Source organism: Lacinutrix sp. YIN62, from assembly GCF_057219185.1.
In genome coordinates, this window is sequence record NZ_JBXVVH010000016.1 from 26670 (window position 1) to 40126 (window position 13457).

Below are 13457 nucleotides of genomic sequence, written 5' to 3' on the forward strand. Positions count from 1 at the left end.
AGGTTTTTAAAAAGAGTAAATCTTTTGAGGCGTTACACAATAATCAAGAGGAATGTCTCCTGAAAATATGTTCTCTATTTTGGATTCAGCTTCAAAAAATGATAATCCAATTTTAATAGTTTCTGGTCTGCATTTTGCAAGGAATTTATCATAAAACCCTTTGCCATAGCCTACACGATTACCATTGGTATCAAATGCTAAAAGGGGAATAAATACCAGGTCAATTTTATTATTGTTTATTTCTATACCATCAATGGGTTCTGGAATATTGTATGTATTTAGTTTAATTGTGGTCGCATCTGTTAGTAGGTAATTTGTAAGTTCTAAGGTTTCGAAGTTACTTTTCGAAATTATAATATTTTTGTCTTTACCAGAAAGAATGTTTAGAATGTAATCTGTATTAATCTCTTTTTGGGAGTTAATGGAGAGGAATATGTGATAGAAGCTTAAATTCCATATGTTTAAGGAGAGTAGTTTGTTGGCAATGTCAATACTTAATTCATCTATGGTGTCTTCAGTTAATTCGCTACGAAGGGATTTATATTTTTTTCGTAATTCAGTTTTAGTCATAAGTATAATATGTTAAAAGCGTATTTTGTTTAATGTAAATAGGGTGTTGCGTGCTATAAATAATTGTAAGTTAATAGTTGGCCAGATTAAGGTATTTTTACAAAATAATTAAACTTTTTTTTAAAAGTATTGTGTTTAACACTTTTTTCAATAAAGGTAATAATACGTTTAGCAATATTACTTCCTGTTGCATTTTCTATGCCTTCTAGTCCAGGAGTTGAATTGGCTTCTGAAAGCAAAGGGCCTCTTTTAGATTGCAGGATGTCTATACCACATACAGGGAGTTCTAGTATTTTAGCTGCTTTAATCGCTAATTTTAATTCGCTATGACTTAAAGAGGTGCTTGTTGCTGTGCCTCCAAGATGAAGATTGGAGCGAAACTCACCTGCCTTACCTTGGCGTTTAATTGCGCCTACAATTTGTCCATCTACAATAAGTGCTCGAATATCTACTCCATTAGCTTCTTTAATAAACTCCTGTATAATCACTCGTGCTTGCATGTTATTAAAAGCTTCTAAAACAGATCTGGCAGCTCTTTTAGTTTCAGATAAAACAACCCCTTGGCCATGCGTGCCTTCTATAGGTTTAATTACTACTGGTGTGCCTCCTGCGTATTCAATAATTGCTTTGGTGTTTTGAGAATCATTAGTAAAAACGGTTTTAGGTATTGCTATTTTAGCTTTGCTAAGTAATTGCAAGCTTCTTGATTTATCTCTAGATCTTAATATAGCATCAGAGGTCGCAGTGGTAAAAACATTCATAACTTCAAATTGCCTAACAACTGCGCAGCCATAAAAAGTAATAGCAGATCCAATCCTAGGAATTATAGCATCAATGTAATTTAAGTCACGATTTTTATAAAGAATAGTCGGTTTTTCGTTTTCAATAATAATGTCGCATTCTAAAGGGTCTATTACTTCAACACGATGCCCTCGTTTTTTTCCTTCTTCAAGAAGCCTTTTTGTAGAATATAAATGGCTGTTTCTGGATGATATGACGATGTTCATTTATATTATTATTTATGTGGCCGTTTTTAGATTAAATGCGAACAATAAGTGTCGATTTAAAATGTATGCCAGTTAATTTAAGGGTGTTTAAAGTTAAGTTAATCACGTTTTATTAAAAAATAATTTTATTATATTTATTTAGAGGACAACTAATTTGTTGTTGATGAAAATTTAACGTTTTAAAAAGAGTCGGTATTTCTCGTAAATCGTTTAAATAATTACCTTTGAGCGAATGAGCATTCCTTCTTTGGACATACAATTAAAAACCTTACCCGATTCACCTGGTGTTTATCAATACTTTGATGCCGAAGGTGTTATTATTTATGTAGGAAAGGCAAAGAATTTAAAAAAACGTGTAAGTTCCTATTTTACTAAAACACATGATAATGGGAAAACACGTGTTTTGGTTAGAAAAATAGTGAGTATAAAGCACATTATTGTTGAAACAGAAACCGATGCTTTATTACTTGAAAATAATTTAATTAAAAAACATAAGCCAAGATATAATGTTTTACTTAAAGATGATAAAACATACCCCTGGATTTGTATTAAGAAAGAACGATTCCCCAGGATTTTTCCAACACGCCGCGTTATAAAAGATGGAAGTGAGTATTTTGGACCTTATACAAGTATGAAAACAGTAAAAACACTGTTAGACCTTATAAAAGGACTTTATAAATTGCGTACTTGTAATTATCATTTGTCGCAAGAAAACATAGAAAAAGAGAAGTATAAAGTCTGTTTAGAATATCATTTGGGGAATTGCAAAGGCGCTTGTGAGGGTTTAGAAACAGAAACGAAATACCAAGAAAATATAACGGCTATTAGGGAAATATTAAAAGGGAACTTTAAAGATTCTTTAGATCAGTTTAAGCAACAAATGCAAAGTTTTGCTGCGGAAATGTTGTTTGAAGATGCTCAGAAAATAAAGGAAAAAATTGAGGTGTTGGAAAGCTATCAGGCAAAGTCTACAATTATAAACCCTAAAATTAGTAATGTAGATGTGTTTTCAATTGTGAGTGATGAAAGTTATGGTTATATAAATTTTCTTCAAATTTCTTATGGCGCAATAATACGATCACACACACTTGAAGTTAAAAAAAAATTAGACGAAACCGATAAAGAACTGTTAGAACTAGCTATTATTGAAATAAGAACCCGTTTTAATTCTAATTCTAGAGAGATTTACGTGCCATTTAAAGTAGATGTTGGCGAAGGAGTAAAAGTGGCGTTGCCGCAATTGGGGGATAAAAGACATATTCTAGATTTATCCATTAGGAATGCGAAGTATTATAGGATGGAGCGATTTAAACAAGTTAAGATAACAGATCCCGATCGACATGTGAAACGCATAATGGCTCAAATGCAGAAAGATTTACGCTTAAACGAAGAGCCAAGGCATATAGAATGCTTTGATAATTCAAATATTCAAGGGACTAATCCTGTAGCTGCTTGTGTGGTTTTTAAAAACGGAAAGCCAAGTAAGAAAGACTATCGGCATTTTAATATAAAAACGGTTGTAGGGCCAGATGATTTTGCTTCGATGGAAGAAGTAGTGTATAGGCGATATAAACGGTTATTAGATGAAGAGAGAGAGATGCCACAATTAATTATTATTGATGGAGGAAAAGGGCAGTTATCTTCTGCTTTGAAAAGTATTGATGCTTTAAATTTAAGACAAAAAATTCAAGTCATCGGAATTGCGAAACGTTTGGAAGAATTATTTTACCCAGATGATCCTATTCCTTTATATTTAGATAAAAAAAGCGAGACGTTAAAAATAATTCAACAATTAAGAAATGAAGCGCATCGTTTTGGAATAGAACACCATAGGAATAAACGTAGCAAAGCGGCTTTAAATACAGAATTAGAGTCTATTTCTGGGATTGGTGAAAAAACTATTGTAGCTTTACTAAAGGAGTTTAAATCTGTTAAGCGAATAGTAAATGCTAAGCTGGATGAGTTAGAAGCTGTTGTAGGAGTGTCTAAGGCAGAGAAAATTTATAATTATTACCATAAAAACGAGAGTAATTAAATGAGACCAGTAAGTATCGCTATTTTACTAGTTTTATTATTGAACACAACTTTAAATGCTCAAAATAAAACAAAAAAAGAAACCAAAGTAGGGTTGGTGCTAAGTGGTGGTGGTGCAAAAGGATTGGCGCACATTGGGGTTTTAAAGGTTATCGATAGTTTAGGGGTTCGTGTTGATTATGTGGCAGGAACCAGTATGGGGGCTATTATAGGGTCTCTCTATGCTTCTGGGTATTCAGGGAAGCAAATAGATTCAATTTTTAAGAGTGTAGATTTCGACGATATAATTAATGACTACACACCAAGAGCTTCGAAAACACTTTATGATCGTGTAAGTACAGAAAGGTATTCAATATCACTTCCTTTTGATCAATTTAAAGTGAAGTTGCCATCTGCCTTGTCACGAGGGCAGAATACGTTCAATCTATTGTCTAAACTAACATTGCATGTTAATGATATAGATGAATTTAAAGATTTACCTATTCCTTTCTTTTGTGTGGCAACAGATGTCGAGACAGGGAATCCTGTGGTTTTAGAGAAAGGAAATTTGGCGCAAGCAATTATGGCTAGTGGTGCTTTGCCTTCTCTTTTTCAACCAGTTTTGATAGATGATTTATTGTTGGTGGATGGAGGTGTTACTAATAATTATCCTATAGAAGAACTTAAAGAAAAAGGGATGGATGTTATAATAGGGGTTGATGTGCAAGATGGGTTGTTAGATAGAAGTGATTTATCCTCAGCTCCAAAAATACTACTTCAAATTAGTAATTTTAGGACGATTAAAGAAATGGAGCTTAAAGCTAAAATAGCAGAGGTCTATATTAAGCCAGATATTTCAAAGTATAGTGTAATGTCTTTCGAATCTGGAAAGCAAATTATTGAAAAAGGAGAAATAGCAGCAAGATTAAAAAGTAATAAATTAAATGCACTTGTTAAAAGACAAGGGAGACGTGTTGAGAGAGAATATGTTGCACATACGCCAGATAGCCTTCGGATAAATCAAATATATATAGAAGGACTAAATAATTATACTATTTCGTATGTTTTGGGTAAATTAAGGTTTAAGCGTTTTCAAAAAACAAGTTATAACCGTTTTATAGGTGGGATCAATAATTTAATAGAAACCAATAACTTTGATAGTTTTGTGTATAAATTAAAGCCTTCAGAATATAATGGTGTTAAAGGTTATGATTTGTATACCGAATTAAAAGAAACTAAAAAAACAACAAGTCTTCGGTTTGCTTTGCATTATGATGGATTGTATAAGAGTGCTTTACTAATGAATATTACAAAAAAACAACTTTTGTTTAAAAGTGATGTTTTATCATTAGATTTAATCGCAGGAGATAACGTGAGGTATAATTTTCACTATTATATCGACAAGGGGTTTTATTGGAGTGTAGGATTGAAATCTTATTATAATGAGTTCGATAAAAGTATAACTGCTGCCGCGTTACAAACACCTGAAGAATTGTTGTCGGTAGGAGTAAATAAGGTTGATACTAAATTTATGGATCTTACCAATCAAGTATTTGTGCAAACGCAATTTAGAAATGACTTTGCATTGGCGATAGGCGCAGAGCATAAATATTATAAGGTGAAAACAGAAACTATTCTGTCTCCCGAAAATCAAAATGAAACTCTATTTGAGAATAGTAACTATTTTAGTGTGTTTTCTAATTTGGTATTCGACTCTTACGATAATAAATACTATCCTAAAAAAGGAGTGTATTTTAATGGCGGTTTTAAGGTCTATTTGTATTCTTCAGACTTTAATGATAATTTTCAAGAGTTTTCTACAATAAGTGCAGACCTAGGTTATGCTCATAGCTTTACGTCAAAGTTTAATGTGAATGTACTTGGGGAAGCAGGGGTGAAAATTAATGGCGATGATAATTTATCTTTTGATTATATTTTGGGAGGTTATGGTAATAATTTCATTAATAACTTTAAATCGTTTTATGGTTACGATTATTTATCAATAAATGGTAATAGCTTTATAAAGGCTACAATAAATTTTGATTTTGAAGTCGTTAAAAAAAATCATATAATGGCGTCTGCAAATTTTGCTAATATCGAAAATGATTTGTTTCGTGGTTCCGATTGGTTTTCTTTACCAGATTATTCAGGGTATTCATTGGGCTATGGGGTCGAGTCCTTTATTGGGCCTTTGGAAGCCCGATATACATGGTCTCCAGAAACAAAGGAAAACTATTGGCTTTTTAATATAGGCTTTTGGTTTTAAAAAAGAATGTACTGTTTTTAGATTTTATATAATCCAAAAAAATACCGATATTTGTGGAGCAATGAATTACTACTGGCAAGACATATTAACTTTTTTAAAATTTCTAATCAAAAGAAATCCAGAATGATTTTTATGCAATTACAATAAAACCATTGTTTAATTAGTAATACAAATCATTATGCCATTTTATCACAAACTGGGGAAAATCCCACATAAAAGACATATTCAATTTAGAAAATCAGACGACTCTCTATATTACGAGCAATTATTTGGAACCATAGGATTCGATGGTATGTCTACAAATTCATACCATGAGCAAAGGCCAACGCAAGTAAAAGATATAAAGAAACAATACAGCGTTGCTCCAAAAATTGCAAAGAAAAATCATATTCAGTCTTATCGCTTAAAAGGCTTTAAAGTAAAACCAGAAGATGATTATTTAGAAAGCCGGAAGGCAGTGCTTACAAATAGCGATTGTACAATTGTTTTAGCCGCACCTAGACAATCAACTAAAACGTATTTTTATAAAAACTCTGATGCAGACGAGCTTATTTTTGTACATAAAGGCTCAGGTAAATTAAGAACGCATCTCGGTAATTTGGATTTTAAATATGGGGATTATCTTTTGGTCCCAAGAGGAGTTATTTACAAGATGGACTTTGATACAGAAGAGAATCGTTTATTTATAGTAGAATCTCGTAAGCCTATTTATACACCTAAACGTTACCGAAATTGGTTCGGACAATTATTAGAACATGCTCCTTTTTGCGAGCGTGATTTACGTCAGCCATACGAATTGGAAACAAATAATGAGTCTGGAGAATTCTTAATGAAAGTTAAGAAACAGGATGATATTTTTGAAATGGTTTATGCTTCTCATCCTTTTGATGTTGTTGGCTACGATGGCTATAATTACCCTTATGCCTTTTCAATTCATGACTTTGAGCCTATAACAGGACGTATTCATCAACCCCCACCAGTGCATCAAACCTTTGAATCCGATGCCTTTGTGGTTTGTAGTTTTGTACCACGATTATATGACTACCATCCAGAAAGTATTCCAGCACCATATAATCATAGTAATATTGATAGTGATGAAGTGCTGTATTATGTAGATGGAGATTTTATGAGTAGAAATGATATCGAGGCAGGCCACATTTCTTTACATCCAGCAGGAATACCACATGGGCCACACCCTGGAGCAGCCGAAAGAAGTATTGGTAAGACCGATACAGAAGAGTTGGCTGTAATGGTAGATACCTTTAAGCCATTAATGGTAACAGAGGAAGCTATGAAGATTGCCGATGAAAGCTATTATAAATCGTGGTTAGAATAAGCCGCTGTTTATTAAGAGTATTATATAGATTAGAGAGGATAGGTGTTTTATAAAGTAAACGGCTGTTGTTTTCATAATTAAATGTTTAATTTGATTTCAAACATTAATTAGAATGCTTTTAATAATATTATCACAATAATTTTTTAGCTTTTTTAAAGCATCATTCAAAAATAAAATAAAGCAATTGAGGGTGTTCAATATGTGAATAAGTCTTAATTGTAAAGAAAATAAAAGTAATAAACTCAGAAAATCAAGAATTATGAGTAAAAAAGAAGTAGAATCAGTAAACTACGGTTTAGAAAAAATATTTAAGGACGCGAAAGACTTTTTGCCTCTTTTAGGGACAGATTATGTAGAGTTTTATGTGGGTAATGCAAAGCAAGCGGCACACTTTTATAAAACGGCATTTGGATTTCAATCATATGCATACAAAGGCTTAGAAACAGGGTCTAAAGAGTCTGTTAGCTATGTGTTAAAACAAGATAAAATTAAATTAGTGTTAACAACGCCATTAAATAGTAAATCTCCAATAAACGAGCATATAGTAAAGCATGGAGATGGCGTTAAGATTGTTGCGCTTTGGGTAGAAGATGCGAGGAAGTCTTATGAAGAAACAACTAAAAGAGGAGCCAAATCATTTATGGAGCCTGTTGTTGAAGTTGATGAATTTGGAGAAGTCGTAAGGGCTGGAATATACACATACGGTGAAACAGTACATATGTTTGTAGAACGTAAGAACTATAAAGGAGTATTTATGCCTGGTTTTAAAACTTGGGAATCAGATTATAATCCAGAGCCAGTAGGGTTGAAGTTTATTGACCATATGGTAGGAAATGTAGGTTGGGGTGAAATGAATACTTGGGTGAAATGGTATGAAGATGTTATGGGCTTTGTAAATTTTCTATCTTTTGATGATAAACAGATTCATACAGAATATTCCGCATTAATGAGTAAGGTTATGAGTAATGGAAATGGGCGAATTAAGTTTCCTATTAACGAACCTGCTAAAGCTGCAAAAAAATCACAAATAGAAGAGTATTTGGATTTCTATGAAGGCTCAGGAGTACAACATATTGCTGTAGCAACAGACGATATAATCACTACAGTGGCACAACTAAAGGCGAGAGGAGTAGAATTTTTGCCACCACCACCACAAGCTTATTACGATGATATTCCTAGGCGATTAGGTGTCCATAAAGAAATGATGAAAGAAGATATTAATGAACTGCAAAAGTTATCAATACTGGTTGATGCAGATGAGGAAGGCTACTTGCTTCAAATTTTCACAAAACCCGTTGAAGATAGACCAACACTGTTTTTTGAGATCATTCAACGTATGGGGGCCAAAGGCTTTGGAGCGGGTAACTTTAAAGCGCTTTTTGAGTCTATAGAACGAGAACAAGCAAAAAGGGGAACCTTATAATAAAAAAAATATTAAAGAAATGCCACCACAAATAGTGGTGGCATTTTTTTGTTTTATACTTTTGGAATAATAATTGTAAACCATATTAAGCAAATAACAATTATAAAAAAGAATAGCTATTATCAATTATTATATTTTATATGAGAAAAATACTACTTACAATATTAGCCGTTTTCGTAATAAATATTGTATCCGCTCAAGAAAGCTCGTTTAAAGATGGCGAATGGTTTCGCTTTAGAATGAGTTATAGCGGTTTTTTTAAAGCGGGAAATGCAACACTTTCTGTAAAGGAAACGACATTGGATGGAAAGCCTGTTTTTCATGTTGTAGGTAAAGGGTGGACTACAGGGGCTATAAAATGGTTCTTTAAAGTGAAAGATCGTTACGAAAGTTATTTCGATGTAGAGTCTAATCTGCCTTATAAATTTATTCGGAAAATAAATGAAGGCGGTCATAAAAAAGATATCGAGATAAATTTCGATCAAGAAAACATGTCAGCATTAGTCTTTAATAAGAAACATAATAGGCAAAGAACAATACGTACTAAACCTAATGTTCAAGATATGGTATCAACCTTTTATTATTTACGGAATAAGTTAGATGTTTCCAAGCTTAAATCTGGCGATGAGGTTTTTCTAGATATGTTTTTTGATGAAGAGAACTATGGTTTCAAACTAAAATACCTAGGGAAAGAAGTTATTAAGTTGGGAAATAATATTGGAAAGGTGGAAGCGCTTAAATTCAGGCCTTATGTTATGGCAGGGCGCGTTTTTAAAGAAGAAGAAAGTTTGACTCTTTGGGTCTCTAATGATAAAAATAAAGTACCTTTACGTATTAAAGCAGATTTGGCTGTAGGATCTTTAAGAGCAGATTTAGATGCTTTTAAAGGATTAAAGCATACTTTTAAAACAGTAGTCGAAAACTAATGGATTTAGATTCTAAAATTACAAGTGAATTAACTGAGAAATACAAGGCGATAGATCAAAATATAAATACGCATTTAGATGGTTTATTGCATTCCAAACCTATTACATATTGGGATTATATTCAAACAGATGCCCTTTTAAACCTTCAAACACAGCGGACAACATTACCAGATGAAATGGTATTCCTAATGTACCATCAAGTTAATGAGTTGTTGTTTAAAATGATATTATGGGAAATTGATCAAGTAGCGAAAGAGGAAAATATTACAGCCACTCTTTTTGAAACTAAACTAATGCGAATTAGTCGTTATTTTGATGTATTAACGTCATCTTTTATCGTTATGAAAGACGGAATGGATGTAGAGCAGTATAATAAGTTTAGAAATACACTTACACCAGCAAGTGGTTTCCAAAGCGCACAATATAGAAAAATTGAGTTTGCCTCAACCGAATTAATTAATTTGATAGACAATAGATTTAGAGCAACAATAGATAGAAATACCTCTTTTGAACACGCTTTTGAACATTTGTATTGGCAAGCAGCAGGAAAAGATTATAAAACGGGTAACAAAAGCTATTTATTAACAATCTTTGAAGAGAAATACAAAGATGAATTTATTAGATTTGCTGAATTCTATAACACACATAATTTGTGGACTATTTTTAAAGCATTACCACAAGAAGTTAGGGAAAATGAAAATCTTGTAAAAGCAATGCGTCATTATGATTATACGGTAAATATTACTTGGGTAATGGCTCATTATAATACGGCCAATCATTATTTGAATATCGGTGGCAAAACCGCTGAAGCAACGGGAGGGAGTGAATGGGTTAAATACATGCATCCAAAATATCAAAAGCGAATATTTTTTCCGGATTTATGGAGCAAAAAAGAAATAGAAAATTGGGGGAAAGATGTATAATATTACTTGCCGTGCTTTTAAGTGTGTATGGCTGTAAAGAAGATGTTAAGTCTGAAGAGGTTTTAGATGTCGTTTCTGTAGAGGAACCAAAAGCGGTTTATGAATTTGGTTTTAATCTTAATGAATACGTCGTAAAGCGTGATACTATAAAATCAGGAGATAGCTTTGGGGCTATACTAGAGCGCAATCAAATAGGCTATTCTAAAATTTTTAAAATAGCAGAAAAAACAAAAGATAGCTTTGATATTCGTAAATTACAGGTAGGAAAACCCTATACATTATTGTGTTCTAACGATTCTTTACAAAAGCCAAAATGCTTTATATATCAGCCCAATAAAGAAGATTATGTTGTTGTTAATTTTCATGATTCTATCCATGCTTATAGAAGTTCTAAGCCTATAAAATATGTAGAAAAAGAAGTGTCTGGAGTAATAAAAACAAGTATTTCTGAAGCCTTAGATGCACAAGGGAAGAGTTTTAATATTGCACTTAAGATGTCCGATATTTACGCATGGACTATCGATTTTACAAGACTTCAAAAAGGAGATAGATTTAAAGTTATATATACAGAAAAATATATAGACGATAGTATTTATGCTGGTGTAGATAATATTAAGGCCGCTTATTTTGAACACAATAAAGAACCATTATATGCTTTTGAGTTTGAAACGGATTCTGTATCTGGAATACGAGATTATTTTAGTGAAGATGCTAAGAATTTACGACGTGCTTTTTTAAAGGCGCCAGTTAGTTTTAGTCGCATCTCTTCAAGATATAATTTAAATCGTCGAATAGCCCTTTACGGTAACCGTGTTAGAGCGCATAAAGGAACTGATTTTGCAGCAAAAGTAGGAACGCCAATCATGTCTACGGCAAACGGAACCGTTGTAGAATCTGCAAAAAGAGGTGGTAATGGTAATTATGTTAAGGTAAGACATAATGCAACCTATACAACGCAATATCTTCATATGCGTAAACGAAATGTTAAAGTTGGAGATTTTGTAAAGCAAGGCGATGTTATTGGTTGGGTTGGAATGACTGGGAATACTTCAGGGCCTCACGTTTGTTATCGGTTTTGGAAAAATGGAAGACAAGTCGATCCTTTTAAACAAAAACTGCCAGAAGCAGAGCCTATTTCAGATAGTTTAAAGATAAAGTATTTAGAATTTATTAAGCCTATTAAAGTGCAGTTGGAAGCTATTACGTTTCCTGATGAAGTAGAAGAGGAGAATGATTCAAAAATAGAATTAGAAGAAGAACAATTAATTACGTATTCAAGTTAATGGCTTTACCAAGCATCAATCCTACCCAAACAAAATCCTGGAGAGCATTACAGGACCATTTTGAATTGGTTAAAGATAAAAAGATGATGGATTTGTTTGCTGAGGACCCTAACAGGGCAAACGATTTTGCTATTAACTGGGAGGACTTTTATGTAGACTTTTCAAAAAACAGAATTACTAAAGAGACCTTTAAGCTGCTGTTAGATCTAGCAAAGGAGGTTAATCTTAAAGAAGCTATCTCAAGTTATTATTCTGCAGAGACTATTAATAAAACAGAACATCGTGCTGTTTTACATGTCGCATTAAGAGCAAAAGAAACGGATTCTTTCTTAGTAGATGGAGAGAATGTAATGCCATCAATATATAAGGTAAAGGCTAGAATAGAACAGTTTACGAATCAGATTGTAAGTGGCGAAAGAAAAGGCTTTACAGGAAAGGCTTTTACGGATATTGTAAACGTAGGTATTGGCGGGTCTAATCTTGGGCCTACTATGGTTGTAGAGGCGCTTCGATTTTATAAAAACCATTTAAGAACTCATTTTTTGAGTAATGTGGATGGGGATCATATCTGTGAGGTTCTTAAAGATTTGAATCCTGAAACAACCTTATTTGTGGTTGTTTCTAAAACATTTACAACAGAAGAAACATTAGCGAATGCTAATACTATAAAGACATGGTTTTTAAAACACGCATCGCGAGAAGATATTAGCAAACACTTTGTTGCTGTTTCTGCGAATCTTAAAAATGTAAACGCTTTTGGTATAGATGAAGAGAATACATTTCCTATGTGGAATTGGGTAGGGGGACGGTTTTCATTATGGAGTGCGGTAGGTCTAACGATTAGTTTGTCTGTTGGTTTTTCAAATTTTGAGAAGTTGTTAAATGGGGCAAACAAAATGGATGTCCATTTTAAAACCTCAAAGTTTGAGGAGAATATCCCTGTGGTTTTAGCGCTATTAAGTATCTGGTATAATAATTTTTTTAAAGCAGAAAGTGAAGCTGTTATTGCCTATTCTCAGTATTTAGATCAGTTTGCTACTTATCTTCAGCAGGCAGCAATGGAAAGTAATGGGAAAAGTGTCGATAGAAATGGTAGGAAGGTAAATTATCAAACGGGAACTTTAATTTTTGGAGAACCAGGGACGAATTCACAACACGCTTTTTTTCAATTACTACATCAAGGAACAAAACTTATTCCTGCGGATTTTATTGGATTTGCAAAAAGTTTATACGGGAATCAAGAGCATCAAGACAAATTGGTTTCCAATTATATAGCTCAAACAGAAGCGCTTTTAAAAGGGAAAACAGAAGCTGAGGTTCTAAATGAATTAAAAAAGAAAAATATTCTTGAAGCAGATGTTCATAGCTTATTACCCTACAAGGTGTTTGAAGGAAATAAGCCAACAAATTCTATTTTTATCGAAAAGCTAACTCCAGAAGGCTTAGGTAAACTAATTGCGATGTATGAGCATAAAGTATTTGTGCAAGGTATTATTTGGAATATTTTTAGTTTTGATCAATTTGGTGTAGAATTAGGAAAACAGTTGTCAAATGTTATTTTGTTAGGTATAAGTGTTAATTCTAATAAAATCAATAACAAATCAACGTTAAATCTTTTAGAGTTTTATAAGAAATTAAAGTAATTAGTGTTAATGCTTTATTTTTTTACGATTTCCGCAACTACTTGTTTTTGAGAGGGTTGAAATCTTT

Annotated in this window: 10 protein-coding genes; 8 read left to right on the top strand and 2 right to left on the bottom strand. The window is 32.8% G+C overall.

Annotated elements, in window-relative coordinates:
- Positions 1 to 6: 6 nt before the first annotated feature.
- Together AC2D8I_RS11530 and rimK are read right to left on the bottom strand one after the other, a co-directional pair.
- Positions 7 to 570 (bottom strand): 5-formyltetrahydrofolate cyclo-ligase, encoded by a 564-nt coding sequence (locus AC2D8I_RS11530; RefSeq protein ID WP_484706167.1) that lies wholly within the window; start codon positions 568 to 570, stop codon positions 7 to 9.
- Between the two features lie 86 nt (positions 571 to 656).
- Positions 657 to 1577, bottom strand: coding sequence for a 30S ribosomal protein S6--L-glutamate ligase (gene rimK / locus AC2D8I_RS11535; protein WP_484706168.1), 921 nt, complete (start codon positions 1575 to 1577; stop codon positions 657 to 659).
- A 232-nt stretch (positions 1578 to 1809) separates the two neighbouring features.
- Here rimK and uvrC point away from each other — a divergent pair, with 232 nt between their 5' ends.
- The 8 genes from uvrC (at position 1810) to pgi (ending at position 13390) form a co-directional block, all read left to right on the top strand.
- Positions 1810 to 3612, top strand: coding sequence for an excinuclease ABC subunit UvrC (uvrC, locus tag AC2D8I_RS11540; protein ID WP_484706169.1), 1803 nt, complete (start codon positions 1810 to 1812; stop codon positions 3610 to 3612).
- Complete coding sequence (locus AC2D8I_RS11545) at positions 3613 to 5856, top strand: patatin-like phospholipase family protein (RefSeq protein WP_484706170.1); 2244 nt, start codon at positions 3613 to 3615, stop codon at positions 5854 to 5856.
- 178 nt (positions 5857 to 6034) lie between these two features.
- Positions 6035 to 7192, top strand: a complete 1158-nt coding sequence (locus tag AC2D8I_RS11550) for a homogentisate 1,2-dioxygenase (protein ID WP_484706171.1) — start codon at positions 6035 to 6037, stop codon at positions 7190 to 7192.
- A 259-nt stretch (positions 7193 to 7451) separates the two neighbouring features.
- Positions 7452 to 8615 carry a 4-hydroxyphenylpyruvate dioxygenase gene (hppD, locus tag AC2D8I_RS11555; RefSeq protein ID WP_484706172.1) on the top strand — a complete coding sequence of 388 codons (1164 nt, stop codon included), beginning with the start codon at positions 7452 to 7454 and terminating at the stop codon, positions 8613 to 8615.
- Between the two features lie 140 nt (positions 8616 to 8755).
- Positions 8756 to 9541, top strand: a complete 786-nt coding sequence (locus AC2D8I_RS11560; protein ID WP_484706173.1) for a DUF3108 domain-containing protein — start codon at positions 8756 to 8758, stop codon at positions 9539 to 9541.
- Entirely contained in the window at positions 9541 to 10464 is a 924-nt protein-coding gene (locus AC2D8I_RS11565; RefSeq protein WP_484706174.1) for a tryptophan 2,3-dioxygenase family protein, read from the top strand. The genes AC2D8I_RS11560 and AC2D8I_RS11565 overlap by 1 nt, the downstream gene beginning before the upstream one ends.
- The gene (locus tag AC2D8I_RS11570) at positions 10422 to 11747 is read left to right on the top strand and encodes a peptidoglycan DD-metalloendopeptidase family protein (protein WP_484706175.1); all 1326 of its coding nucleotides are present in this window, start codon (positions 10422 to 10424) and stop codon (positions 11745 to 11747) included. The genes AC2D8I_RS11565 and AC2D8I_RS11570 overlap by 43 nt, the downstream gene beginning before the upstream one ends.
- Entirely contained in the window at positions 11747 to 13390 is a 1644-nt protein-coding gene (gene pgi, locus AC2D8I_RS11575) for a glucose-6-phosphate isomerase (RefSeq protein ID WP_484706176.1), read from the top strand. The genes AC2D8I_RS11570 and pgi overlap by 1 nt, the downstream gene beginning before the upstream one ends.
- Positions 13391 to 13457 lie beyond the last annotated feature (67 nt).